Source organism: Salegentibacter sp., from assembly GCF_041642575.1.
Taxonomy (GTDB): domain Bacteria; phylum Bacteroidota; class Bacteroidia; order Flavobacteriales; family Flavobacteriaceae; genus Salegentibacter.
In genome coordinates, this window is sequence record NZ_JBEPWD010000034.1 from 1 (window position 1) to 24,656 (window position 24,656).

Consider the following 24,656-nt stretch of genomic DNA (forward strand, 5'->3'; position numbering starts at 1 on the left):
ATCTTCATAGTATTCGGAATGGTGAATATCGCCCTGATCAATTTCCGCAGAAATAATAAGGACAGCCGGGATGAAAAACCTTATTTCTTCATTCCAATGAATATAAAAAATATTCCCATTCCAACCATAGTGGCTCTTTTAAGCCTCTTGATTCTTTTAGGATTCAATATTTACAACCTGTTAAAAGGCAAATTGTAAAAGAAAGGCTCAGGCAGATTATCTACCTAAGCCTTTCCCGGCATTAGCAAAACTTAAATTTTAAATTTCCCCGCTACTTTGGTGTCGGCGCATTGAATTTATAACTTATCCCGAACATCACCATGTCGGTGGTCATCTCATAGGCCACCTCACTTCCAGGGATGGCCCCATGGGGAGGATAATTTTGTGTGAACATTGGATTAAGCAGTGGTCCAGAGGTACGGCCATCGCTCGCACCATGGTGATAAACTGCATCCAGGTTGAAGTTCTGATTGATCTCATAACTTAAACCAAACATATAAGAATTTTCAATAATTGCCGTTGCCGGAATATTAAAAAATGCAATCTCTTCGGGGATAGGATTCGAGCTATAGGTATACCCCACCCGCAAAGGTAGTTTGCTAATTCCTTTATACTGAAGTCCTGCAGAGATCACATCCATATTTTCCCAGCCAAAACCTCTAACCGAAGCATTCTGAGTCCATCCGGTTTCAGAAAAACCATCGGTATTTTCATAATCCACCATTCGGTAATCCAGGGCAAGATCAAAATCTCCTGCAGAATAACCTACACCCAGGGAAAGAATAGCCGGATAGTCCATTCTAAACTCATTGGTAGAAGTGGAGTTATCCAGATAGGTATTCTCAAATTCGAAATCGCTGAAGTATTGCCTGGTCTTATAAGAAGCTCCGGCTTTAAAGCCTAGCTGGGAATCATAGAAAAGCCCTACCTGCCCACCGAAACCTATAGCCGAAGCCTTGTCAGCACCGGGATATCCCGCCATACTCGGATTGGCTGTTGGGTTTGGTAAAAGTTCAAGAGCTGAATAGTTAATAGTTGGATTTATACCGATAGAGAAATTGTCGGAGAGCTCGTACGCATAAGCGATTCCAGCCTGTAATAACATATAATCTGATTCGATATGACCGAAACCACCCATGCTTTGCGGCATACTGATCGGGTTGCTCGTATTTTCGGGGAAGTCCACCCCAAAGCCAGAAATACCGTAGAGAAAGGCACCAAAAGTATGCTTGCTGTCTTCTTTCCCCCATACCATAGCCAAAGCCGGCATTGGGGAAGCGCCACGGTCGTCTTCGGTGTACCCACTATAAAAATTTCCGGTTGGCTGGCCTGTATCATCAAATTCAGGTACTGTAGAATATAGTTCCGGAGAGGAGAAGAACAACCCGAGATCGAACTTTACGATCTTTTCATCGAAGGTAGAAATTGCGGCAGGATTCCAATGCAAGGCCCCCGAAATATCAAGAGGCTGCCCGGTTGCGGCACCACCCATAGACATGTTCACTGCGCCCATTCCCTGCATAATGTGTCCGGCCTGGGAAAAGGCAAAAGCCGAAAACAATAAAAAGCTTAGATTAAGAATATTTTTTATCATAGTTGAAAAATTAGGTGATAAATGAGGATTATGACAAAAACACCAAAACGTTTGAAATCCCCAATAAACAAACAGAATCAGGTAATTAAAAGTACTCCGGAATAAGCCATAAGAATATGATACTCGTCAGGTTTTGATAAGAAAAAAGAGGTTTTTCTTTGATAATATTTTTTTTATTCTGAGTGTAACCGTAGAGGTTGCCAGATAATTATTTTTTCAGTATACTGATAAATAACATCTTTTAAATCCTGCCAAATTCGTATTTTAGAAAGGCGAAATTTAAGCTCATAAAATAAATTGCCCTCACCGCTTACCTACTTAGCAAATGGCATTTTGTGATGACTGAACTCATCATTTAAGGTATATTTAGTAACAGGCATAATCTAATTGAGATGGCAGAATTTTCCTGGCACCACTACAGCGCAGAAGAGAGTCTTAAAAAACTCAATGTTTCTCAGGCAGGACTTTCTTCGGAAGAAATTCCGGCAAGGATGGAAAAATACGGCCGGAATACCCTGCCCTCTGCTAAAAAACTCACCTTATTTAAGATCATCCTCAACCAATTTTTAAGTCCGTTGATCTATGTTTTGCTGGTGGCGGCGGTTGTTTCTATAGCACTCAAAGAATATTCAGATGCCGGTTTTATAATTGCCGTATTGCTCATAAATGCCATCATTGGTGCTTTCCAGGAATGGAAGGCCGAGGCCAAGGCTTCAGCCCTGGAACAAATGATAAAGTTAAAAGTACGGGTGAAACGGGATGGAAGAAGTTTTGTAATTGACGGGGAAGAACTGGTTCCCGGAGATATTGTAATTCTGGAATCCGGCAATAAGGTTCCGGCCGATATAAGAATAATCAGGCAGAATAATCTCACTGCTGAAGAAGCTATACTTACAGGAGAGTCACTGGCCATAGACAAGTTAAGCGAGCCGCTGGAAAAAGAAAATGTTCCCGTAGCTGAGCGATTCAATATGCTATTTGCAGGAACAACTATCAGCACGGGAAGAGGAACCGGCCTGGTAATCGCGACAGGAAAAGATACAGAGATCGGGAAAATAGCTTCCTCCCTTAAAGAGTTAAGCATTGGGAAAGCTCCCCTGGTAAAGCGGATGGAAAAGTTCACCAAACGCATCAGTATAATAATCCTTTTAGCTGTTATTTTGCTCGGTATATTGGGATATTACAGCGGGATTCCGTTGAGGGACCTATTCTTCTTCGCAGTGGCCGTGGCTGTTTCAGCGATTCCGGAAGGCCTTCCTATAGCGATGACCGTTGCTCTGTCCATAGGAGCTTCCAGGATGGCAAAAAGGAATGTAATCATAAGAAAATTAACTGCCGTGGAAGGTCTGGGAAGCTGTACGTATATCGCTACGGATAAAACAGGAACCTTAACTGTAGACCAGCAAACAGCCCGGGCAATCGTTCTTCCCGACAATCAGGTCTTCAGTCTTAGCGGAGAAGGTTACAACGGGGAAGGCAAGATCAAGAATGAAAATAATTCCGAAGTCAATTTTGAAGCCACTGAAGATCTTAGGAAAATTATAAGTAGTATAACAATTTGCAATGAAGGTGAGCTATTTAAAAGCAACAGTGACTGGAGCTATTCGGGAGATCCCATAGACGTGGCCTTACTAAGTATCTCATACAAGGGAAATTCCTCCCCAAAGGAGCTACTTCAGAATATAGAAAAGATCAGTGAAATACCTTTTGAATCAGCAAGACAATACGCAGCGGTCTATTATAAAGAAAACGGGGAATTAAGGATTGCCTATAAGGGCGCGGTAGAAAAACTACGCCCAAAAATAAACGAAGAAAAATACCGGGAGCTCCTGGAGGAATCAGTGCGTTATGCCCAGGATGGATACAGGATCATAGCTGTAGGAGGAGGAGATGTAGACGAAGTAAAACCGGTAGAAGAATTACCGGAAATGGAATTTCTGGGTTTCATTGCCCTAATCGATCCATTACGGCCCCAGGCAAAACCGGCTGTGGAAGATTGTTACCGGGCGGGAGTTCAGGTGGCTATGATCACAGGAGATCATCCGGCTACGGCCCTGGCGATTGCAAGGGAGATAGGAATCGCGAAGGGCCCGGATGAACTGATAAGTGGAAGCGAGCTGGAAGAGATCATTACCGGAGGTGAAGATAAGTTTAGAGAGACCTTAAGAACAAAACATGTGTATTCCCGTGTTTCCCCACATCAAAAACAGTTAATTGTAAAAGCCTTAAAGGAAACGGGACATTTCATCGCGGTAACCGGAGACGGAGTAAATGATGCCCCGGCCTTAAAAACAGCTAATATAGGTGTAGCTATGGGCTATGGGACGGATGTGGCTAAAGATACGGCCTCAATAATTTTAAGCGATAATAATTTTGCCTCTATTGCCGCCGGAATTGAGGAAGGCCGGTTTACCTATGCCAACCTCAGAAAGATCATCTATTTATTGATCTCTACAGGTGCAGCAGAACTGTTAAGTATAGGCATGGCCCTAATTGCAGGTCTTCCTCTGCCCTTCCTACCTGTGCAGCTGCTTTGGTTGAATCTTGTCACCAACGGAATACAGGACGTAGCACTCGCTTTTGAAGCCGGAGAGAAAAAAGTAATGACCCAAAAACCCAGAAAACCAGATGAAAGTATCTTTGATCCACTGATGATCAAACAAACCCTGGTATCTGCTTCAGTTATCAGTATGCTCGCCTTTGGGCTTTGGTACCATTTGCTGAACAATCTAAATTATGAAGAAAGCACAGCTCGAAATCTTATTTTATTATTGATGGTCTTACTTCAGAATTTCCATGCGCTCAATGCACGCTCAGAAACACGGTCGGCTTTCAGAATACCACTAAGTAATAATTATATCCTTATAATAGGTATTCTGGCTGCCCAGGGGATTCATATTCTTGCGATGCATATTCCTTTTATGCAGGAGTTGCTTTCTCTGGATCCGGTGTCCGGGGGAGAATGGATCAAGTTATTTTTTACCGCAGCTTTAATTCTTGTAGCTATGGAAATCTTTAAGCTCTTTCATAGGAAGCGTGGAATTAATTGAGAATGAAATAAGAAGGCTGACATTTCCAATAAATTGATGATTTTCAATAATTTAAAATATCTTCAGAAATCACTCTCCCCCAAAAGGAGGGGGGATAAAACCCTTTTTAATCTATAAATCACTGGCTTATAAGGGCTAACACTAATAATCCCGAAAAAATTTCACCTTAAAAAGGGATTGCGGACAGTGCTCTTTTCTTCTACTTTTACATATAAGAAATTACAATTACGCAGAAGCTAAACCCTTCGGCTCTCTGCAAAGAAATATCCGGAATCCTACCTCCGGAAAAATTCTGAAGGTTTTGAATATCAAAATTCAACAACCTGATCTAAATCCCCATTACACGTTTTGACTATTGAAAACGTAATTATTAATCACTAAATATTTTTATCATGAAAAATTTAATTTTTTATTCGTTGCTGGTATGCTTTATCGCAACCGCACAATCACAGGAGATTACTGAACTAGAAGAAGCAAGGGTACATATGAACCCGGTTTCTGAAAAACTTACAGGAGATGCCGATGAATATACATTCTCTGTAAAGGAGGAATACATAGGAGAGTTCATGCAAAACCCCTTAGGATTTATGAGAAGTAATTTTAATGTCCTGACCTTAATCGATCAGCTTGACGAGGATTATGATTCTTATCTGATTAGCTTCAGAACTTCCAAAGGAGCTTTAAATGCTGAGTTCGATGACGAGGGAGAGTTAGGAAGACACAAACAGTCCTTTAAGGATGTTACACTCTCCAGAAAAATTATGGCTAAGCTATACCGCGATCATAAAGGTTGGGCAGCCGTTGGGAATAAATATATAGCCCGTGGCTCCGGAGACCAGATCAAAAAAGCTTTTTATAGAATAAAGCTGGTTAACGGCAATAAAAGCCAAACCATTAAAATTGACGGGGAAGCCGAAGATGGCAGACTTGCCATAGATTAAAAAAATGTATTTCAAAAGAGAGCCTAAAAAGGCTCTCTTTTTTTTGTCCAAAAAATCCCTGATAAGGACTTTTACTTATTTAATGCTAAAACTACTTCAGATTAATTTTCTCTGTAAAGACCTTGGCGATGGCCTCTTTGCCACAGTGTACATTAAGTTTTTGATAGATATTCCGTAGATGAGACCTGGAGGTCTCAAAAGCCATATTCAATTCGCTGGCAATCCGTTTCACACTATACCCCTTGATTAGAAGTTTCAATACCTGAATTTCCCTATCGGTAAGGTTGTAAGCCTCATCATTGGATGGTTTTCTAAAAGATTCCAGCACCAGTTTGGCCACGGCGGGAGACATAGGTGCTCCCCCACTAATCAATTCTTTCACCCCTTCATAGACTTCAAAAACCCTAGTGTTTTTCAGTAAAAAACCATTAGCCCCCCGGCAAAAACATTTAAAGAGCTTTTCTTCGTCCAGAATACCGGTAAAAACCAATATAAGGGCCTCGGGTCTTGCTTCTTTTATAGAGGATATAGCATTGATCCCGCCAGGCATGGCAGTATCAAGAATCACTACATCGGGAACCTTGTTCTTAATTATTTCTTCAATTGCCACTACATCTTCATAGGTTCCCGAAACTAGATACTCCCCTTCACTTTCAAGGACTGCTTTGAGCGAGTCCCGAAGTTTCTCTTCTTTTTCAAATATTACTATTCTGTAAGACATCGTAGAAATTTTAAAATGCTACTATTCCGATAAGGATACTGATGAGGATACTTTGAGCTAAGAATTTTTTAGGTCAAAGGAAAATGGATCAAAATAAAATGGTCCGGGGAATGAAGAAACAAACGGGGGTAATTGAACATTCTTCTGAAAAGAAAGGAAGTCGCAACTATGGATTTGACCACAATAACCATTCCTGGCTTAAAGTCACTTATGGAAATTAATGGAATCCAAAAAACATATATCAGGTACCACCTTCGCATAAAACTAGCTTAATAGGTTTTTGGGGCCAAAATATTGATAGGGCCATAAAATTACTGAATTTTTGAGCCTGGTCAAAATTTTCAATATTCTGATTTTCAATTAAATATAGGTGTTTTCCTGTAATTTTATAACTAAAGTATTAAACAGAATTCCAGGTAAAATATCATTCCGTTTTTAAAAACAGAATCATTTTAATTCCTGAACGTCAAGCTTATTATCAAACTTCTTTAACCTTTATGATCTTTACGGGGCAGGCGCCGGCAGCAGCTTCAGCGGGTTCAAGAATGCTATGATCGGGAGATTTCAGGGTATGGAAACCCTTATTATCAGTAGATCGCAACAAAACCGATTTACCATCCTTCTTCGACATTTGAAACTGAGCCGGAGCGAGCTCTACGCAATAATTACAACCAATACACTTTTGGCGTTGCAGGGTGATCACTACCATCAGGCCTCTACTATTTTATAAAGTTTATCTGAAAGTCTAACCCGGAAAGGAAGTTTGATAGTACAGGAGTCTCCTTTGGTGGCTTTCTCGGCACTGGTTTCATTCACGTACAGCTCCTCCAATTCAATTTCTTTGGCTCCGGTACTAGGGCCGGTAACCAGTAACTTATCTCCTTTTTTAATATCGTAAGCCTCAATTTTAAATTCCGCGATGCCGGCCTTAGTGAAATAATGCACTCCTTTTCCAACGTACACTTTTTTCTGTGTGGCTTGAGAACCAGAGGTTTTGCTCCATTCTCCAAGCTTTTGTCCGAGATAATATCCACTCCAGAATCCACGGTTATATACCGTTGCAAGGTCTTCCATCCAGGTTTCCACTTTTTCCGAAGTAAAAGTATCTTCATACAGGGCATCAATCGCTTCCCGATAAACGCGGGTTACTGTAGCCACATATTCGGGCGCACGACCGCGGCCTTCAATTTTAAGGATCTGAATGCCGGCATCCATAACCTGGTCAAGAAAATCAAGAGTACAAAGGTCTTTGGGAGACATCATGTATTCGTTATCCATCTCGATCTCAAAACCGGTTTCCTGGTCGATAAGCGTATATTTCTTGCGGCAATTCTGTTTACAGGCCCCACGGTTGGCCGAGGAATTATCGGAATGCAGACTTAGATAGCATTTTCCTGAAACAGCCATACATAAAGCCCCATGGCCAAAGATCTCGATCTTCACCAGTTCTCCTGAAGGTCCTTTGATCTGTTCTTTTTCAATCTGTTCGGTGATCTTTTTTACCTGGCGAAGGCTCAATTCCCGGGAAAGCACCATAGTTTCAGCAAACAGGCTATAAAATTTTACCGTTTCGATATTGGTGACATTTAGCTGAGTAGAGATATGCACGGCTAAACCAATTTCTTTTGCTGAAGCGATCACCGCCTGGTCTGATGCGATAACCGCGGTGATTTTCGCCTCCTTTGCTTTATTCAAAAGTGTTTTGATAAGCGAAAGATCATGATCGTAGATGATGGTGTTCAGGGTAAGGTAAGTTCTCACATTTTTCTCCCCACACCTGCGGGTAATTTCCGGCAGATCTTCCATCGTAAAATTGATTGAAGCCCTGGCCCGCATATTAAGCTGATCTACTCCAAAATAAACTGAATCGGCGCCATTGTCAAGAGCTGCCTGCAGGGATTCAAAATTTCCCGCGGGAGCCATTAGTTCCATCTTTGTCTTCATTCAAAATCTGTTTAGTGATAACATTAAGTTCCTGATTTCAGGAAATATTCTCCCTACCAAATCGCTTCGGCTGAAAAACACTACAAAAAAAGTAAAAATCCCATTTTCCCATTGTGATTAGGGTCATGTTTTAACACATTTCTACGCCTTTCCTTTGTCTCAAAATAAAAACCATGACTGCAAGTTTAGATATTAGTGCCCTACCCGAGGGACATCCGGTAAAAATTTATTTTGAAGAAAAAGAACTCATCCAAAGATTACTGGGAGAACTTGAGGACACAGATCCCGCTGAAGAATCACAGAAATATTTCAATATTTTCAATCATTTACAAAGCATCGAACGTCGATTTGAACGTAAAGAGAATCAATTATTCCCTTTTCTGGAACAAAAGGGATGGAACGGCCCCAGCCAGGGTATGTGGTCATTTCACGACAACCTTCGGGAGCAATTCAGATTACTTCGGAAGAAGATCGCTAAGCAAGACTTTAAAAATGTTGCTGCTGATGCCAGGTTCTTAACCAGCGGAATTCATCGTTTGCTGTTGATCGAAGAGGATGTATTATTTCCAAATGCGCTGGAAATACTTTCAGAGAAAGAATGGATAGAGGTGCGCAAAGGAGAAGAAGAGATCGGTTGGATGTTGGCAGAAACCCCGGCAGCTTTTCCAAAAGAAGAGGAATATTTTCATCCGAGCCAGGATACAACAAAAAGAGAACTCACATTTAGCCTCGAGAACACCTCCCATTACGATGAAGGTTATATGACCGTAGAACAGGTCAACCTATTATTAAAAACTATGCCTTTAGACATTACTTATGTCGATGAAAACGACAAGGTGATCTTTTACAACCGTGGAGAGGAAAGGGTTTTCCCCAGAAGTGCTGGAATTATAGGAAGAGAGGTAAGATTTTGTCACCCACCTAAAAGCGTGGGTACCGTCCTACGGATCCTGGAGGAGTTTAAAAAAGGCGCCAAAAACGAGGCTTCATTCTGGATCAATTTTAAAGGCCGGCTTATTTATATTCGCTATTTCGCAGTAAGGGATACCGAGAAAATATATAGAGGAGTAATAGAAATGTCCCAGGATATAACCGATATTAAAAATATTGAAGGAGAAAACAGGCTGCTGAATTGGGATTAGAAGCTGAAGATGTTCTTGTAGTTCAAAATTCTTATCTTTAACTAAATAAGAATTCTGAAGATATCTTCAGAGAAAAAACCAATCACTATGAGAGCATTAATTTTAGCCGGACTTTTAAGTTTCGCAGGTTTGGGTGTTACGGCCCAGGAAGCAGAGATCCTGCCAAAAGAAATTCAGATCAAAACAGCGACACTGGCGGCACCAGAAGAAGACAGAGACGGAGCCATGGTTTATGGTTATGATGAAACCGGTAAAATGGTTGTTTTAAGAGAAGGAACCAACAATCTGGTTTGTCTTGCCGATGACCCTAACCGAAAAGGAATCAGCGTTTCCTGCTATTCCAAAAAACTGGATCCCTTTATGGCCAGAGGAAGAGAATTACAGGCGGAAGGAAAGGAAATGATGGAAGTAAGGGAGGCGCGCAGGCAGGAAGCAGAAGCCGGAAGCCTAAAATTACCCGATTCTCCGAGTATGACCTATATTTTAAGTGGAGAAGATGAAGATTATAACAAGGAAACCGGAGACCTGGAAAATTCGCATATGCGCTATGTTATCTATATGCCTTACGCTACAACCGAGGAAACCGGGCTGCCGGACAAGCCACATCTTCCCGGAATGCCGTGGCTTATGGATCCCGGAACTCACCGGGCTCACATTATGATCACGCCACCTAAGGACCAGTAAAAGTATTCTTCGGAGACAAACTAAAAAGCTTAAGTATAAATTTGTCATATAGAGCGGAGCCGAATGGTATTGATTTACAATACCGATAATTCCCGGCTCCGCTCGAATTGACATCGTGTAGAGCTTTTTAGAAGTTTCAATAATCAAGAGAAAATTTAAAAGGTTTCAGAACCTATTTCCTGTGCCGGTAGCGAATCGTCCGTAATTTCCAGTACCCCATTTTGTAATAGATAAAGGCTACAATTGCCGCCAGAAGATTAGAGATCGGGAAGGACCACCATATCCCCTCAAAACCAAGACCGGTGTTATTAGAAAGAACAAAGGCAGCAGGGAATCTTATCATCCACAAGGCAAAAACTGAAATCAGTAGAGATGCCTTAGTGAATCCTGCTCCGTTAAATACGCCGTTCAAAACCTGCTGCACGCCCAGCAGTCCGAAACTAGGTGCCATTATTTTAATAAACAGCGAGCCATCTCTAATCACTTCCGGATCATCGGGGACAAAAAAGGCGGTTACCGGTTCGGCAAAGGCAAAAAGAACCAAACCGACTGCCGTAAGTCCGAAAAAAGCAATTTTAGCACTGAGGTTTCCTATGAGCTCTGCTCTTTTGATCTTCCCGGCTCCAATATTCTGACCTACCAAGGTCGTGGTTGCCATAGCAAAGCCCAAAGCAGGAACCACAATAAGACTCAGGATGCGACTCCCAATACCATAAGCCGCTACTACTTCACTGCCAAAACTCGTTACCAACATGATAAGCACCGTCATTCCGGCGGCGCGGGTAGACATTTCCATGCTTGAGGGAATTCCAATCTGGAACATACGCCGGGTCCAGGTAAAATCGAATTTCATCTGGCTAAAGCTTATGCTAATCCCCTTTTTTCCACGGAAAAGAATAATTAGGCCGACAAGGGCAGATAAGCCTTGAGTCACAATACTCGCAACAGCAGCTCCCGCCACTCCATAGCCAGGGATAGGTCCATAACCGAAGATAAACAAGGGATCGAGGACCAGATTAAGAAAAACAGTTGCTAAAACCACGTACATGGGCAGTAGCACATTCCCGATTCCCCGCATAAGCGACTGGAAAACATAAAACATAAAAAGGAAGATGAAACCCCAGGAAGAAACCTGGAAATAACTAACAGAATCCTCAAGGATCTCCGGACCGGCCCCAACTAGTTTCATCAGCGGAGCTGCAGAAAAGTATCCGATAACGGCCAGAAGCACCGATATAAAAAACACCACAAAAACGGTTTGAGAAGAGCTGTAATTTACCTGTAACTGGTTTTCTGCTCCTTTGTACTGGGACACGATCACTGTTCCCGCCAGGGTTAATCCTGCTCCAAGACTTAAAATAAGAAATAAAATAGGAAAACTTATGCTCACCGCAGCCACCGCATCAGCCCCTAAACGTCCTAACCAGAAAGTATCTATAAGCTGGTAGGCAGTTTGAAGGATATTTGCCAGAATTATTGGCCAGGCCAGTCTTACCAGCGAATTGAGAATCTTACCTTCGGTAAATTTTACCTGTTTTTTCTTAGCCACGGGAATGAAAGTAGTTTAAGACTGCAAGTAAGGAAAATATGGATAAAAGAGGTTTCAGGAATCTAATGAAAAAATGATTTTAAGGGAACTTTATAAAATTGAGATAAACCAGGTCTAGTTATTTTCATGATACTTCAGATGAATAAAAAAGCCTCTTAACTTTTGAAGTGAAGAGGCTCCCTTATTCCGAAGACTTCCTTTTGGGGGGCTTCGAAAAATCAGGTTAACTAAGTTAGTGAATTTTCCTACAAAACAAAAAATGTTTTTAGGAATTTCTAAGGGCCTTAATAAGCTCTTCCTTGGTCATTTTACTCCGACCTTCAATGCCAACTTTTTTGGCCTGTTCATAAAGTTCTTCCTTGGTGCGCTCTTCATATTTATCGGCCTTTCCTCCCTTTTCACCTGATTTAGGGTCATTGGCAATTCGAGCGGCTTTCTTCTTGCTCATTCCTTCCTCGCGAAGTTCCTCATATTGCTCATCGTTCTTAATATTTGGTCCATGATCTTTAGCCATAACTTTTAATTTTAAATTTGAACTCAAGTTAAGAAAATGAAAACATCGAAAGGGTTAAAGTTTTCACAGAAATTTCTAAATATAACCTTTAAATACAGCCCATTAGCCATCAAAAAGTTTCCAAATAAATAAGTTAAAAAAAAGAGTTGTCAGAAAGAATTTCCTTATATTAATTATCAGCCATTGAATTTTAGAAGAGATGAAACCACACATGAAGGAAACGGTGAAAAGGTTAAAAGAACTTTATGTTCTGAACAAAAACCTGGAATTATTCTATATGAAAGTCCGGGAGCGGGAAAAAAGAGTTTTTCTTAAAGGTCTGCTTACTCAATTGATAAGGCAAAAACGAAGATTTAATCGTGCCATACAGAAACATTTAATGCGGTATACAAATAAAGATCCCTTTAAAGAAGAAAAACATTTAGCAGAATTTCACAAATTTCTCCCTGATTCAGGGAAGCAAAAAATAGAGGCCGTTTGTCTAACTATGGAAATGAACTCATATAAACTTTGCCAGGCGGCATTATCCCAAACTACAATTGGAGAGATTAGAGCCACTTTGCTGGAACATCGTCAACAAATGAGAGATCTTCTCGAGAATTTAAAAACCATGAATAAATATGTTATCTAGAATTCAGTTTCGGTGCCATTTAGTTTGAAAAATTCTCACGGCAATTTGAAGAAATATGGTAAAAACTACTCCTACTGCCAGATGTTGTAAGGCCGTGAAAACACCCAGGGTATAGGAATCGCTAAAACGAGAAGAACTTTCAAAGAGATTAACTGCTTTCTGGGTGAAATAGCCAAAAGTTCCAAAACCCAGTATGAGGAAAAAATAGGTGAGTTTAAAAAACAAATTATCTTTCTCTGTCCACTTATAATATATAGCAAGAAACGCCATTCCGAGCCAGCTTAACCACAGACTTAATTGGAATTGAGTGATATCTGTTTTAATTGCTCCCGAAGTTTCTGCTATGGGAAACAAAAAAAATACCCGAAATCCCCAAAAACCGGGATAAATCAGTAGACCAAAAAATATCAGGAGTAAAAGGTGTTTCTTCTTCATAAATAAGAAAATCCCGGACCAGATAGCCTCCTACGGGTCCGGGAATCTTTGATTGGTTAGATTTAAGAAGTCAAAATTATTCTTCAAAACCTACTGAGAAAAAGCAAATTTCGTAAGCATAAAAACAATAAGAACTTCTTAATTTCAAATCACTTACCTAATAAAACTAGTAATATTTTACAGTGACATCAATCAATTTAACTTTTTTAACGGTATTATGATCAAACGTTTAGAGAGAACCGTTCTTAATCGATTTATCTTTCATTTGGTCGGCCGTAGTTATTCCCGCCTGGCTCCAATCGGGGCAGGCTTCTCGACCGGTCTAAAAAAATTCATCAAAATGAAGCAAAAAAAAAGCCCTTCGTTTCCGAAGGGCTGAATAAAGGGGTGGAAGACCGGTTTTCCCGATATTCCGTCCTACCGGACTCCAATCGGGACAGGCTTCTCAACCGGTCTACGGGATTTCATCAAAATTTGGCAATAAAAAAAGCCCTTCATTTCTGAAGGGCTGAATAAAGGGGTGGAAGACCGGTTTCGAACCGGCGACCTCCGGAACCACAATCCGGCGCTCTAACCAGCTGAGCTACAACCACCATTTTAATTGCGGTTGCAAATGTAATTTATTTCTACTATTTCCCAAAGAAAAAAATCAATTTCAGGTGGAAAAAATCATATCAGATCAAAAACCGAATCCACTGCCACGTAACGTTCCACCGTAAATCCCTCAGCGTGTTCGGTATTGATCAATCGCCCAAGGTCTCTTGCTCTGTAAGTAATACTATCTAAAAAATTGGAGCTGGATATTGGGGTTTGTGGTTCTTTTGAATCTTTATCGAAGAATTGAGTCTTGTAAGCCAGCACCGATTCTACTTTCTTATCCATATACCCCGTAATATCCACAACAAGATCGGGTTCCAGGTTCTTCCATTGGATATAATGAAAAACCTGTTTAGGCCGCCATGCATCCTGAGTCTTTCCCTCATGAATGGTCTCAATCTTTCGGAGTCCGCTAAGAAAACAGGCATCACTTACCAGTTTGGCCCCTTTCCCGTGATCAATATGACGGTCTTCAACAGCATTGCAAAGCACGATCTCGGGGCGGTATTTTCTAAGGATCTTTATAATTTCCAATTGATGCGCGGTGTTGTTCTGAAAAAAACCATCGCTAAACTCCAGGTTGTGACGCATGATCACGCCCAGAATTTCGGCAGCAGCTTTTGCTTCTTTATCACGAATTTCGGCATTGCCCCTGGTCCCGAGTTCTCCACGGGTGAGATCCAGAATACCCACTTTCTTGCCGCGGTCTACTTCCTTGGCGATAGTCCCTGAACAACTTAATTCCACATCGTCGGGATGGGACCCAACAGCTAAAATATCTAACTTCATAATATAAGTTTTAAGCTCTGGTTTTCTCTAAAGCCTGTTCCAGGTCTTCCATAAGGTCTTCCTTTTCTTCTATCCCAACCGAAAACCTCAACAGGCCATCCCTGATTCCTTGTTTTTCCCTTTCTTCTTCGGAAAGAAGTCCGTGACTGGTTTTGGCCGGAGAAAGAATAGTTGATTCCACACCTGCAAGGCTCATCGAGGATTTAATCAGTTTTAATTTCTTCTGAAAAAGATCGGCATCAAGGCCTTCCTTAAGTTCAAAAGACATCATGCCTCCAAAGCCACGCATCTGTTTTTTGGCGATGTCATGATCGGGATGAGATTCCAGCCCGGGATAATATACTTCAGCGATGTCGGAATGATCTTTCAGAAATTTAGCCAGTTCCAGGGCGTTTTCATTCTGGGCCTTTACCCGAATTCCCATTGTTTTCAAACTGCGTTCGAGAAGCCAAACGGTATAGTCACTCAGACTACCACCAAAATTTTTGGCCAGTTGAAAAATGGTATCTATTTTTTCTTCAGAAGCGATCACTGTACCGGCAAGAATATCGCTATGCCCTCCCATATATTTTGTAGCCGAATGAATCACCACGTCAATCCCCATATCTATAGGATTCTGGTTAACCGGGGAGGCAAAGGTATTATCTATCATACTCACCAGGCCATGGGTTTTGGATATTTCAGCAACTGCCTTGATATCGGTAACAGTGAGCAGCGGATTGGAAGGAGTTTCAATGTAGATCACTTTGGTATTTGGTTTGATCTCCGCCTCAAAAGAAGAAGGCTTAGAATCCTCTGTGAAACTATATTCAATCCCGAATTTTTCAAACTCTTCGGTTACCAGGTTGCTGGTTCCGCCATAGAGCGTATTTTGAAAAACCACATGATCTCCTTTATGCAAAAAAGCCATGAGAGCAGTGCTAACCGCAGCCATTCCACTACCAAAGATTAGAGCTGCTTCGCCATGTTCCAAAGCAGCCATTTTTTTCGCCAAAGCCACCTGATTTGGGGTATTGAAATATCTTGGATAGCGTTTCACCTCAACATCTTCAAAAGCGTAAGAAGTTGACATGTATAAAGGAGAAATAGCCCCTTTAAATTCTTTATCTGCCAGTTCACCGCTATGGATGCAAATTGTATTTATTCCGGGATGTTTTTTTATCATTATTAATGCTTTCAAAATTCGCCCTAATGTAAAAAGAAATATTCTAAATATCCTGCGTTTTCGGGCTGTTTGCTGTTAGAAACAAACATTCACTAAAAACAGAAGTTAAATAAAGTTAAACCAATACAAGCGTTTAAGTAATGCGCGCCCGATTCTTTATCTTTAAGAAAATCAAATTTATATGAGTGTAGTAAAAGCATACGGCGCGCAGTCGAGCGATGCCGATTTAGAAGCCCTAAAAATTGAGCGCAGGGAAATTACCGCAGACGATGTGAAAATTGATATAGAATACTGCGGCGTTTGCCACAGCGATATCCACCAGGTAAGAAACGATTGGAAAAATTCTAAATATCCCGTTATACCTGGCCATGAAATTATAGGTAGAGTAACCCAGGTTGGTGAAAATGTTAAGAATTTTAAAGAAGGTGACCTTGTGGGAGTGGGCTGTATGGTCGATTCCTGCCAGGAATGTGACTCCTGCAAAGAAGACCTCGAGCAGTATTGTGAAAATGGCGCTACCCTTACCTACAATAGCAAAGACAAACATTTGGGTGGTCATACTTTCGGAGGTTATTCTGAACAGGTAGTTGTAGATAAGAAATTTGTGCTAAGGATTCCCGAAAATATTGATGCTAAGGCGGCCGCCCCATTACTTTGCGCGGGAATTACCACTTACTCTCCCTTACGCCATTGGAATGTGAAAAAAGGTGATAAAGTTGGCGTGATCGGCCTGGGCGGGCTTGGTCATATGGGGGTGAAATTTGCCCACGCCTTAGGTGCGCATGTGGTTATGATCACGACTTCTCCTTCTAAATCTGAAGACGCTAAAAAACTGGGCGCTGCTGACGTTTTGATTTCAAAGAACGAGGATGAGATGAAAAAACATGCCGGAACTTTCGATTTTCTTCTGAATACCATTCCGGTGGGTCACGATATGAATCCTTATGTTGCTTTACTGAAAAGGGACGCGACTATGGTTTTAGTAGGAGCTATTGAACCTCTTGACCCGGTTCACGGGGGCGGATTAATTGGCGGCCGTAAACGTATAGCTGGTTCAGTGATTGGTGGTATTAAAGAAACGCAGGAAATGCTGGACTTTTGTGGGGAGCATAATATCGTTTCAGATATTGAAATAATAGATATGCAAAACATAAACGAAGCCTTTGAACGTGTAGTGAATTCTGATGTAAAATATCGATTTGTAATAGATATGAAATCTTTGAAGAATTAGATTCTAATCAATATCGCATGAAGTGAAAACCGATGCAGCGATCCCGTTTGCATCGGTTTCATTTTATTAAAAACGGTCTGCAAAAAGATCGAACTGCATGTTGCTTTTATTTGTTTTCCCTGAAAAAGCAGGTTTTACCGGCTTAGTTTTTATATTTGTTTAACCGGTGTTTTCAAAAGAAAACAGACGGAAAAAACTAAGCAAAATGAAACAATTATTCATCAATATTAAGGAACTATTACAGGTAAGAGAGACATCCGTAGAAAAACTCTCCGGGAAAGAGATGAAGGGGTTGCCCGCGATTAAAAACGCCTGGTTGCTAATTGAAGATGATAAAATAGCCAACTTCGGGAAAATGGAGGATCTTCCTGAAATCGATGCTGAAGAGACCATTGATGCTGAAGGAAAGATCATTTTGCCCACCTGGTGTGACTCGCATACCCATATTGTTTACGCTGGAAACCGCGAGCAGGAATTTGTAGATCGCATAAACGGACTTAGTTATGAAGAGATTGCCAAGCGCGGGGGCGGGATTCTCAATTCGGCTAAAACCCTGCAGGAAACTCCTGAAGACGAAGTATACCGGCAATCGGCAGAACGGTTGGAAGAAGTAATGAGCCTGGGCACGGGCGCGGTGGAGATAAAATCGGGCTACGGACTAACCGAAGAAGGCGAACTCAAGATGCTTCGGGTGATCAAAAAACTAAAAGAAAATTATCCTATCACCATAAAATCTACCTTTTTGGGGGCTCACGCTCTTCCCAAGGAATATAATGGAAATACTTCTGCGTATATAGATAAAGTGATCAACGAGATCCTGCCAAAGGTTGCTGAAAATAAGCTGGCCGAATACATAGATATTTTTTGTGAGCAGGGATATTTTACAGTCGAAGACACCAAGCGTTTGCTCTCGGCGGCTAAGGAATACGGGATGAAACCCAAGATTCACGTCAATCAGTTTCACGCTATAGGCGGAATTCAGGCCGGGGTAGAACACGACGCCCTGAGTGTAGATCACCTGGAGGTGATGAGGCCTGAAGATATTGATAGCCTGAAGGGTACTAATACCATGCCCGTAGCGCTGCCCACCTGCTCCCTTTATCTGAGTATTCCATACACCCCCGCCCGGGAAATTCTGGATGCAGGATTACCCCTGGCCCTTGCCACCGATTTCAATCCGGGAAGTACACCCAGCGGAAATATGAACCTGGTGGTGTCCCTTGCCTGCATCAAAATGAAAATGACTCCGGAAGAAGCCATAAACGCAGCGACCATCAATGGGGCTTACGCGATGGAACTCAGTGAAACTCACGGGAGCATCACAAAAGATAAAAAGGCGAATTTCATATTGACCAGGGAAATTCCTTCCTATGCCTTTCTCCCCTATGCTTTTGGAACAAATTCAATCGATTCTGTGTATATTAACGGTAAAAAAATGTAGTAATGGAAGGCCTGAAACTCTATAATTTCAAAAGCATAGAAAAGCTAATTTTCCCCAGGAAAGGCGAAGAAAAATTCGGGAAAAAGCTGTCGTTTATCGAGGATCTGGATGAATTAAAGGAGCATCGGGCAAAATTTGTGCTCATAGGAATACCGGAAGATATTGGAGTACGGGCCAACCATGGGAAACCGGGGACCTCCAGAGCATGGGAAGCCACGCTGAAATCCCTGTTGAATATCCAGGCTAATGAATATACCCATCCTGAATCCCTAATCCTGTTAGGTCACATTGACTGCACTACAGAAATGCAAAAAGCTTCCAATATAGACGAAGCCGATCCTAATTATTTGCCTAAACTGGGAGATCTAATAGAAATTATAGATCAGAAAGTGAGCAGGTTAGTGGAATTTATAGTTTCTGCGGGAAAGATCCCCCTAATTATCGGGGGCGGGCACAATAATGCCTATGCTAATATTAAGGGAAGTGTAAAGGCAACTGGGAAAGCGATTAACGTACTTAATATAGATGCTCATACCGATCTAAGAAAAATGGAACACCGGCACAGCGGAAATGGTTTCAGCTTTGCGAGCAATGAAGGTTTGTTAGGAAGGTATTCCATTTTCGGGCTGGCCCATAATTATACTCCGCAGTATATTTTTGACGAGATAAGGATTTCAGAAAAAATTGAATTCAGATTAATGGAAGAACTGATAACATTTTCACCAGAAGAGCTAACCACTGCTTTTAATGACAGCCTGGAATTTGTTCGGGATGAAGCTTTCGGTTTAGAACTGGACTGTGATGTAATGAAAGATTTCCCTTCGAGCGCCCAAACTCCATCAGGTTTGAGTATAGAACAGGTAAGGCATTTTATAAGCCTGGCGGCACGAATTCCCCAGTGTAGTTACTTTCATATTTGTGAAGCTGCTCCGGATGCTGGAAATTCAGGGCAAACGGGAAAAGCCATTTCCTTTTTTATAACCGATTTTACAAATGCTGCTTATGGAAGATAATGTAAAAGAACTTATCGAGATCACTGCCCTGGTTATTGAAGTTATTGGGATTCTGGTGCTGGTATTCGGGACTTTTCTGGCTATGGGTAGATATGCTTTTAAGCTTCAGGGGGAAGATATCAGAAGCTTTCAAAAGATCAGGGAGGAGATAGGCCGATCTATCCTGCTCGGCCTGGAAATACTTATCGCCGCTGATATTATCGCCACCGTAGTTTATGACGCCCAAATGGAACAGATCCTAAAACTAGGCCTTATTATCCTGATTCGAACCTTCCTGAGCTTTACCCTGGAGATAGAAATAGAAGGGAAATTACCGTGGAAACAAGAAAAGCATCGTACTACCGGAAAAAAATAAAATTCAAGGCTTCATCCTATTCTTTTGAAAGTTTCTGGTACACGCCATTGGTCCAACCGAAGCCATCCTGGGTTGGATATTCCCCGCCTCCACTTTCTTTACTCAGGTCTTCCACATTGTATTTTTCCATCAATTTCCAGGTCTTTTGATACACGTTTTGATTCAGGTTTAACCAACGCTGCTTAACTTCAGAAGCAAGTTGCTCTTTTCCATAATTCCGGAGTCCTTCAATGCTCATGTATTGCAATGGTGCCCAGCCATTAGGTGCGTCCCATTGCTGCCCCGTATGGTGAGGCGTGCTCACTAAGCCACCCGGTCTTAAAAAAACCTGCTCCAGAGAAGAAGCAACTTTATTTGCCTGCTCTTCAGCTGGAATCTCAAAAAACAAGGGATAAACCCCTGCAAGAGAATAGATCCCTGTGGTATGCCGGGTTTTGAAATTATAGTCGAAGTAAAAACCGGCTTCTTCTTCCCAAAGATATTTCTGAATAGCTGCTTTGCGACTTTGAGCCTTTTCCCGGTATGCCCATGCCTTGTCGGGAAGCTCTTTAATTTCATAAGCCAGGGCCAGTGTTTGCTCAAGATCATAAAGTAAACTATTAAGATCTACCGGAATAATTTGCGTAGTATGAATGCTGTAAAGGTTAAAGTCACCATTTCCATTTATACTGAGCCAACGGCTGGAAAAGTCCCAACCCGATTCTGCGGCAGCCCTTAGATCCCGATAAACCTCCTGCCTGGTACGGTCTGGGTTTTTAGCAGTAGCTATTTCGGCGGTTTCCATATCCTCGCGGTAGCTTTCAGGTCTTGGGGTATCTTTATCATCCCAGAAGCGGTTCAAAATATCCCCATTCGGAAGAACGACCACTCTTTTATAGCCCCCAGCTTCCGTATTATCGCTGCCAGTCATCCAGAATTCATATTCCGTTTCCATGGCGTCCAGGTATTCTGTATAAACCGCTTCCCCTTCAATTTCAGCCAGCAATTGCACCATTAGTGAAAAAAACGGTGGTTGAGACCGGCTTAAATAGTAGGTCCGGTTTCCATTGGGAATAAAACCATAAGTCTCAATAAGCCAGGCGAAATTATCTACCATATTCCTTATGGTTGCTGTTTCTCCGTCTTCCTGCAGACCAAGCATCGTAAAATAGCTATCCCAGTAATAGACTTCACGAAATCTTCCGCCCGGAACAATGTAAGGATTAGGCAGGGGAATTAAAGTACCCGAGACCTGCTCATCGGCGGGACGTTTTAATACCTTCCAAAGTTTTTTGATATGTAAATTTATAGAAGTAGAATCGGTTACGTAATTGCTGCTGGCTTTTGGAATTTCAAAATTTTCATCCAAAAAGGCTTTCATTTCAGCGTTGGTCTCCGGTTGAACTTCAGCATATTTTTTCCGAATCTCTTCCGGGGCAGAACGCGGAACGGCATCTACAAAAGTTTTGCTATCAGAAAACAGCGAATCATTCTCCTGGACATCAAAAAACAATTTTCCGTACAGATCTTCGGGAGGCAGAATGCTTAGTTGCTTTTCTTCGCTCCTTTTTTCTTCTGTCTTTATTGCTGAAGAGCACCCGGACAATATTAGAAAGGAACACAGAAACAGAAAATTAACTGAAAGCTTTTTCATGAAATTCAATTTTTGATTAGTCAGGTTGTCGTGAAAGTAAAGAATTATTTATAATTCAGGGTTTTGGGCTTTAAGACAATCGGCGAAAACAGCTTTATTTTCTATTTTAGCCGAAAATTTCAGCATAAGAAGATGGAAATAATTTCATATCAGCCACAATACGCCAAAGATTTCAAAGAGTTGAATATAGCCTGGCTCGAAAAATATTTTTGGGTAGAACCGCACGATGAAGAAGTACTCGGTAAACCTGGAAAATATATTATTGAACCCGGTGGCAACATATTTTTTGTAAAGGATGAGGAGAAAATTATTGGCTGCGTAGCTTTAATGAAGATTGAATCCGGAATTTTTGAGTTGACCAAGATGGCCGTAATTCCCGAATATCAGGGAAAGAAAATAGGTCAAAAGTTAATGGAATATACCCTGGAATTCGCTAAGAAACAAAACTGGGATCATCTGATCATCTTTTCAAACAGAAAGCTTGAAAATGCAATTTATATCTATAAAAAATATGGATTCAGGGAAATTCCTATTGGAGAAAACAACCCCTACACCCGTGGAGATATAAAAATGAGGCTTAACCTATTGTAAAAAATTTAAAAAAGCATGTTATTCTAGTGTATGTTAATTAATTTTAAGGCAAAATAACGAAACATGAAATATTTATTCACATTACTGGCAGTTGGTATTCTTTTTACCGGTTGCAAGAATGAAGGAAATGGCAATCAAACCGAAGACGCAATGGAGGAAAATCCTTATGGCGAAGGAAAAAATGTTCTGGAAGCTGATTCGTTAGATATAGACATCCAACCGATTTCGCACGCTACGGCGGTGGTTAATTGGGGTGATGCCACTTTCTATATCGATCCTGTAGGCGGCGCAGAAGCTTTTGAAGGAAAAGAAAAGCCAGATTTTATCCTCATTACCGATATTGACGGTGACCATATGAACGTTGAAACCTTACAGGCTTTGGATCTGGAGAATGTACATATTATTGTACCTCAGGCGGTGCATGATGAATTGCCAGGAGAAATGGACGATATTGTTAGAGCCCTTGAGAACGGTGCTACAACTCGTGTCCTTGATTTCTTTATTGAAAGCATACCTATGTATAACCTACCTGAAGATGATCCTGACTCCCGTCACCCCAAAGGGCGCGGAAATGGGTATGTAGTAGAGAAAAACGGTCAGCGCCTTTATATTGCCGGCGATACTGAAAATATTCCTGAAATGAGGGAACTGGAAAACATTGAAATCGCTTTGATCCCGATGAACATGCCATACACCATGACAGTTGAAGATGCTGCAGAAGGAGTTTTGGCTTTTGCCCCTGAAAAAGTAATTCCTTACCATTATAGAGGCGAGGATGGATATGCCGATGTGGAAAAATTTAAAGAACTGGTAAATGAAGGCAACAAAGATATTGAAGTAGAACTGCTGGAATGGTACCCTGACAGAGAGGAATAGAAAAGTTTATAAATAATAAAACCCGGTGATGAGCCGGGTTTTTTTGTGCTTTACATTTTTTGATCAATCTTAAGCTTTGAGTCTGACGGGTAATTTGTACTCTCTTATTGATTTATCAAGTTGTGAATTTACCTTTTTGTAGTTCAATCGTTTTTTAATCACGCTTTTCACATATGGATCATCACAATCTACCGATAAGACCACGATCTCATTGTCCTTGTTGAACGTAATAGTCAGGTTAACTACTTTTTCTTCCTCCTCGAGTTCTATTGGCAGATCCTCAAGAAGTTTTACTACTTCATATTTAAATGTAGAATTTGGATCGATAGGCAGTTCGGCTGCCTTCACTGCTGAACCGAATCCCAAGGCCAGCACCAGTAAAAATAACTGTAACTTTTTCATAATAATATGATTTATAAGGTTATACATTAAAAAAGACTATGGAATTTTATGAGTGTTACAGTCGGAGTCTTATTTTTTGAAAAAATTAATCCTCTCCGGCTAAGCCTTAAAAAGAAGATACAGTAAAACGGGTAGAGAATGTCGCAAAAAATTTATTAGGGTAGTATATTAAAACAACGAGAAATCTCATGTTTTAGGTTAGGAGGTTTCGAAGGAGTTTTGAGTTTAGAGCTTTGAGATTTCTCAATGGCCAGATTCCTTCTTCCGATTCAAAATTCTGGATGGCAATGACAGGATCATATCGAAATGACTCAGTTCGGGGTGAAATGAAATTCAGTAGAATATCCAATAATAACTTTTCAGCCTGCTTCAAAGAAAAAATTTTATAACGGCCAAACCCACATGATCATTGGAATACCCACCACGACAATGATTACTTCCAACGGAAGCCCCATGCGCCAATAATCGGTAAATTTGTAACCACCAGGTCCCATTACCAACGTATTAGACTGGTGACCTATGGGAGTTAAGAATGCACAAGAACCACCAACGGCTACTGCCATAAGAAAAGGATCTATTGAATAACCTAAGCCATTGGCAACTCCTACAGCAATTGGAGCCATTAATACCACCGTTGCAGCATTGTTTATGATATCTGACAGAAACATTGTAATAACGAGAATAATGGTTAGCATTGCCCAGGCAGGCATCGTTTCTCCTAATTCAAGCACCCAGGAGGCAATGAGACTTGCTCCACCACTGGTTTCCAGAGCAACTCCCACAGGTATCATAGCCCCAAGCAAGACAATCACCGGCCAGTCGACACTTGTATATACATTTTTTATGGGAAGAACTCCGCTTAATACCATTCCTACTGCAGCCATTGAGAATGCCACCTGTACCGGCAGCAATCCTGTAACCACAAGAGTTACAGATAGGATGAAAATGCCCATAGCCGAAAGGATCTTTGTTTGGTAACCAATGCGTAAACTACGCTGAGCTAAAGGTAAGCAGCCCATATATTTTATGGTATCATTAAGCACCTGCTCACGCCCCTGGAGCAGCAAAACATCTCCTGTTTGAAAGACAATCTTGTTTAATCGCCGGCGAATACGTTTTTCGCGACGGGCGATGGCAACCAAATTGATACCATACCGGCTGCGAAAATGTAAATCGGAGACTGTGCGCCCTATTAAGGGGGAATCTGCCATTACCACCGCTTCAGCAACCATGATCTTATCAGATCCTTCGGCATCTTTTAAGAATTTCTTATCCCCAACCAATTTAACCTTGGTATCTTCGATGAATGTTTTAAGATCATCCGCATCTGTTTCAAGAAGAATTATATCTTTTTCAAG

24 protein-coding genes and 1 tRNA gene are annotated in these 24,656 nt (G+C 41.3%); 13 read left to right on the top strand and 12 right to left on the bottom strand.

Going from position 1 to position 24,656, the window contains the following annotated elements:
• A partial coding sequence (locus ACESK1_RS07255) for a hypothetical protein (protein WP_372919416.1) occupies window positions 1–198 on the top strand: 198 nt, incomplete at its 5' end.
• Window positions 199–271: 73 nt separating this feature from the next.
• Here ACESK1_RS07255 and ACESK1_RS07260 read toward each other — a convergent pair.
• Window positions 272–1,594: an OmpP1/FadL family transporter gene (locus ACESK1_RS07260; protein ID WP_372919418.1), complete on the bottom strand. Its 1,323-nt coding sequence runs from the start codon at window positions 1,592–1,594 to the stop codon at window positions 272–274.
• Between the two features lie 392 nt (window positions 1,595–1,986).
• Between ACESK1_RS07260 and ACESK1_RS07265 the strand changes: the two genes are divergently transcribed.
• Together ACESK1_RS07265 and ACESK1_RS07270 are read left to right on the top strand one after the other, a co-directional pair.
• The gene (locus ACESK1_RS07265) at window positions 1,987–4,644 is read left to right on the top strand and encodes a cation-translocating P-type ATPase (RefSeq protein ID WP_372919420.1); all 2,658 of its coding nucleotides are present in this window, start codon (window positions 1,987–1,989) and stop codon (window positions 4,642–4,644) included.
• 392 nt (window positions 4,645–5,036) lie between these two features.
• Entirely contained in the window at window positions 5,037–5,585 is a 549-nt protein-coding gene (locus ACESK1_RS07270; RefSeq protein WP_372919422.1) for a hypothetical protein, read from the top strand.
• Between the two features lie 91 nt (window positions 5,586–5,676).
• On the opposite strand, the gene ACESK1_RS07275 is transcribed toward ACESK1_RS07270, so the two are convergent.
• The 3 genes from ACESK1_RS07275 to ACESK1_RS07285 all read right to left on the bottom strand — a co-directional run bounded on the left by ACESK1_RS07275 (window position 5,677) and on the right by ACESK1_RS07285 (window position 8,250).
• Window positions 5,677–6,306, bottom strand: coding sequence for a LuxR C-terminal-related transcriptional regulator (locus ACESK1_RS07275; protein WP_372919424.1), 630 nt, complete (start codon window positions 6,304–6,306; stop codon window positions 5,677–5,679).
• A gap of 478 nt (window positions 6,307–6,784) precedes the next feature.
• Window positions 6,785–7,015 carry a ferredoxin gene (locus ACESK1_RS07280; protein ID WP_372919426.1) on the bottom strand — a complete coding sequence of 77 codons (231 nt, stop codon included), beginning with the start codon at window positions 7,013–7,015 and terminating at the stop codon, window positions 6,785–6,787.
• Window positions 7,015–8,250 carry a U32 family peptidase gene (locus ACESK1_RS07285; RefSeq protein ID WP_372919428.1) on the bottom strand — a complete coding sequence of 412 codons (1,236 nt, stop codon included), beginning with the start codon at window positions 8,248–8,250 and terminating at the stop codon, window positions 7,015–7,017. Before ACESK1_RS07285 ends, ACESK1_RS07280 begins: the two co-directional genes overlap by 1 nt.
• Before the next feature lie 173 nt (window positions 8,251–8,423).
• Between ACESK1_RS07285 and ACESK1_RS07290 the strand changes: the two genes are divergently transcribed.
• Window positions 8,424–9,392 (top strand): DUF438 domain-containing protein, encoded by a 969-nt coding sequence (locus tag ACESK1_RS07290; protein ID WP_372919430.1) that lies wholly within the window; start codon window positions 8,424–8,426, stop codon window positions 9,390–9,392.
• 87 nt (window positions 9,393–9,479) lie between these two features.
• On the top strand, window positions 9,480–10,076 hold the full coding sequence (locus ACESK1_RS07295; RefSeq protein WP_372919432.1) for a hypothetical protein: 597 nt from the start codon (window positions 9,480–9,482) through the stop codon (window positions 10,074–10,076).
• 172 nt (window positions 10,077–10,248) lie between these two features.
• Here ACESK1_RS07295 and ACESK1_RS07300 read toward each other — a convergent pair whose 3' ends face one another.
• Both ACESK1_RS07300 and ACESK1_RS07305 read right to left on the bottom strand, forming a co-directional pair.
• Window positions 10,249–11,625 (bottom strand): MATE family efflux transporter, encoded by a 1,377-nt coding sequence (locus ACESK1_RS07300; RefSeq protein ID WP_372919434.1) that lies wholly within the window; start codon window positions 11,623–11,625, stop codon window positions 10,249–10,251.
• Window positions 11,626–11,890: 265 nt separating this feature from the next.
• Window positions 11,891–12,139, bottom strand: a complete 249-nt coding sequence (locus tag ACESK1_RS07305) for a Rho termination factor N-terminal domain-containing protein (RefSeq protein ID WP_372919436.1) — start codon at window positions 12,137–12,139, stop codon at window positions 11,891–11,893.
• 199 nt (window positions 12,140–12,338) lie between these two features.
• Here ACESK1_RS07305 and ACESK1_RS07310 point away from each other — a divergent pair, with 199 nt between their 5' ends.
• The gene (locus tag ACESK1_RS07310) at window positions 12,339–12,770 is read left to right on the top strand and encodes a hypothetical protein (RefSeq protein ID WP_372919438.1); all 432 of its coding nucleotides are present in this window, start codon (window positions 12,339–12,341) and stop codon (window positions 12,768–12,770) included.
• 159 nt (window positions 12,771–12,929) lie between these two features.
• The gene (locus ACESK1_RS07315) at window positions 12,930–13,055 is read left to right on the top strand and encodes a hypothetical protein (RefSeq protein WP_372919462.1); all 126 of its coding nucleotides are present in this window, start codon (window positions 12,930–12,932) and stop codon (window positions 13,053–13,055) included.
• Between the two features lie 668 nt (window positions 13,056–13,723).
• Here ACESK1_RS07315 and ACESK1_RS07320 read toward each other — a convergent pair.
• From ACESK1_RS07320 to ACESK1_RS07330, 3 genes are all read right to left on the bottom strand, one after another.
• A tRNA-His gene (locus ACESK1_RS07320) sits at window positions 13,724–13,799 on the bottom strand.
• A 75-nt stretch (window positions 13,800–13,874) separates the two neighbouring features.
• Entirely contained in the window at window positions 13,875–14,591 is a 717-nt protein-coding gene (bshB1, locus tag ACESK1_RS07325; protein ID WP_372919440.1) for a bacillithiol biosynthesis deacetylase BshB1, read from the bottom strand.
• Window positions 14,592–14,601: 10 nt separating this feature from the next.
• The gene (locus tag ACESK1_RS07330) at window positions 14,602–15,756 is read right to left on the bottom strand and encodes a PLP-dependent aspartate aminotransferase family protein (protein ID WP_372919442.1); all 1,155 of its coding nucleotides are present in this window, start codon (window positions 15,754–15,756) and stop codon (window positions 14,602–14,604) included.
• A gap of 181 nt (window positions 15,757–15,937) precedes the next feature.
• Between ACESK1_RS07330 and ACESK1_RS07335 the strand changes: the two genes are divergently transcribed.
• From ACESK1_RS07335 to ACESK1_RS07350, 4 genes are all read left to right on the top strand, one after another.
• Window positions 15,938–16,987 carry an NAD(P)-dependent alcohol dehydrogenase gene (locus ACESK1_RS07335; protein ID WP_372919444.1) on the top strand — a complete coding sequence of 350 codons (1,050 nt, stop codon included), beginning with the start codon at window positions 15,938–15,940 and terminating at the stop codon, window positions 16,985–16,987.
• A 205-nt stretch (window positions 16,988–17,192) separates the two neighbouring features.
• A complete protein-coding gene (gene hutI, locus ACESK1_RS07340; RefSeq protein ID WP_372919446.1) occupies window positions 17,193–18,428 on the top strand; it encodes an imidazolonepropionase in 1,236 nt (411 codons plus the stop codon).
• A gap of 2 nt (window positions 18,429–18,430) precedes the next feature.
• Window positions 18,431–19,441, top strand: coding sequence for a formimidoylglutamase (locus ACESK1_RS07345; protein ID WP_372919448.1), 1,011 nt, complete (start codon window positions 18,431–18,433; stop codon window positions 19,439–19,441).
• Window positions 19,431–19,796: a DUF1622 domain-containing protein gene (locus tag ACESK1_RS07350; protein ID WP_372919450.1), complete on the top strand. Its 366-nt coding sequence runs from the start codon at window positions 19,431–19,433 to the stop codon at window positions 19,794–19,796. Before ACESK1_RS07345 ends, ACESK1_RS07350 begins: the two co-directional genes overlap by 11 nt.
• A gap of 16 nt (window positions 19,797–19,812) precedes the next feature.
• On the opposite strand, the gene treF is transcribed toward ACESK1_RS07350, so the two are convergent.
• Window positions 19,813–21,429, bottom strand: a complete 1,617-nt coding sequence (gene treF, locus ACESK1_RS07355) for an alpha,alpha-trehalase TreF (protein WP_372919452.1) — start codon at window positions 21,427–21,429, stop codon at window positions 19,813–19,815.
• Between the two features lie 132 nt (window positions 21,430–21,561).
• Here treF and ACESK1_RS07360 point away from each other — a divergent pair, with 132 nt between their 5' ends.
• Window positions 21,562–22,020 (top strand): GNAT family N-acetyltransferase, encoded by a 459-nt coding sequence (locus ACESK1_RS07360; protein WP_372919454.1) that lies wholly within the window; start codon window positions 21,562–21,564, stop codon window positions 22,018–22,020.
• 63 nt (window positions 22,021–22,083) lie between these two features.
• Complete coding sequence (locus ACESK1_RS07365) at window positions 22,084–22,896, top strand: MBL fold metallo-hydrolase (protein ID WP_372919456.1); 813 nt, start codon at window positions 22,084–22,086, stop codon at window positions 22,894–22,896.
• A 69-nt stretch (window positions 22,897–22,965) separates the two neighbouring features.
• On the opposite strand, the gene ACESK1_RS07370 is transcribed toward ACESK1_RS07365, so the two are convergent.
• Together ACESK1_RS07370 and ACESK1_RS07375 are read right to left on the bottom strand one after the other, a co-directional pair.
• The gene (locus ACESK1_RS07370) at window positions 22,966–23,298 is read right to left on the bottom strand and encodes a hypothetical protein (RefSeq protein ID WP_372919458.1); all 333 of its coding nucleotides are present in this window, start codon (window positions 23,296–23,298) and stop codon (window positions 22,966–22,968) included.
• A gap of 383 nt (window positions 23,299–23,681) precedes the next feature.
• The coding region (locus ACESK1_RS07375) for an SLC13 family permease (RefSeq protein ID WP_372919460.1) at window positions 23,682–24,656 on the bottom strand (975 nt) is incomplete at its 5' end.

What these genes read in the sequence shown, in the direction of transcription:
- ACESK1_RS07260 (WP_372919418.1), bottom strand. Translation starts at nt 1,594, where the DNA reads ATGATAAAAAATATTCTTAATCTAAGCTTTTTATTGTTTTCGGCTTTT.
- ACESK1_RS07265 (WP_372919420.1), top strand. Translation starts at nt 1,987, where the DNA reads ATGGCAGAATTTTCCTGGCACCACTACAGCGCAGAAGAGAGTCTTAAA.
- ACESK1_RS07270 (WP_372919422.1), top strand. Translation starts at nt 5,037, where the DNA reads ATGAAAAATTTAATTTTTTATTCGTTGCTGGTATGCTTTATCGCAACC.
- ACESK1_RS07275 (WP_372919424.1), bottom strand. Translation starts at nt 6,306, where the DNA reads ATGTCTTACAGAATAGTAATATTTGAAAAAGAAGAGAAACTTCGGGAC.
- ACESK1_RS07280 (WP_372919426.1), bottom strand. Translation starts at nt 7,015, where the DNA reads ATGGTAGTGATCACCCTGCAACGCCAAAAGTGTATTGGTTGTAATTAT.
- ACESK1_RS07285 (WP_372919428.1), bottom strand. Translation starts at nt 8,250, where the DNA reads ATGAAGACAAAGATGGAACTAATGGCTCCCGCGGGAAATTTTGAATCC.
- ACESK1_RS07290 (WP_372919430.1), top strand. Translation starts at nt 8,424, where the DNA reads ATGACTGCAAGTTTAGATATTAGTGCCCTACCCGAGGGACATCCGGTA.
- ACESK1_RS07295 (WP_372919432.1), top strand. Translation starts at nt 9,480, where the DNA reads ATGAGAGCATTAATTTTAGCCGGACTTTTAAGTTTCGCAGGTTTGGGT.
- ACESK1_RS07305 (WP_372919436.1), bottom strand. Translation starts at nt 12,139, where the DNA reads ATGGCTAAAGATCATGGACCAAATATTAAGAACGATGAGCAATATGAG.
- ACESK1_RS07310 (WP_372919438.1), top strand. Translation starts at nt 12,339, where the DNA reads ATGAAACCACACATGAAGGAAACGGTGAAAAGGTTAAAAGAACTTTAT.
- bshB1 (WP_372919440.1), bottom strand. Translation starts at nt 14,591, where the DNA reads ATGAAGTTAGATATTTTAGCTGTTGGGTCCCATCCCGACGATGTGGAA.
- ACESK1_RS07330 (WP_372919442.1), bottom strand. Translation starts at nt 15,756, where the DNA reads ATGATAAAAAAACATCCCGGAATAAATACAATTTGCATCCATAGCGGT.
- ACESK1_RS07335 (WP_372919444.1), top strand. Translation starts at nt 15,938, where the DNA reads ATGAGTGTAGTAAAAGCATACGGCGCGCAGTCGAGCGATGCCGATTTA.
- hutI (WP_372919446.1), top strand. Translation starts at nt 17,193, where the DNA reads ATGAAACAATTATTCATCAATATTAAGGAACTATTACAGGTAAGAGAG.
- ACESK1_RS07345 (WP_372919448.1), top strand. Translation starts at nt 18,431, where the DNA reads ATGGAAGGCCTGAAACTCTATAATTTCAAAAGCATAGAAAAGCTAATT.
- ACESK1_RS07350 (WP_372919450.1), top strand. Translation starts at nt 19,431, where the DNA reads ATGGAAGATAATGTAAAAGAACTTATCGAGATCACTGCCCTGGTTATT.
- treF (WP_372919452.1), bottom strand. Translation starts at nt 21,429, where the DNA reads ATGAAAAAGCTTTCAGTTAATTTTCTGTTTCTGTGTTCCTTTCTAATA.
- ACESK1_RS07360 (WP_372919454.1), top strand. Translation starts at nt 21,562, where the DNA reads ATGGAAATAATTTCATATCAGCCACAATACGCCAAAGATTTCAAAGAG.
- ACESK1_RS07365 (WP_372919456.1), top strand. Translation starts at nt 22,084, where the DNA reads ATGAAATATTTATTCACATTACTGGCAGTTGGTATTCTTTTTACCGGT.
- ACESK1_RS07370 (WP_372919458.1), bottom strand. Translation starts at nt 23,298, where the DNA reads ATGAAAAAGTTACAGTTATTTTTACTGGTGCTGGCCTTGGGATTCGGT.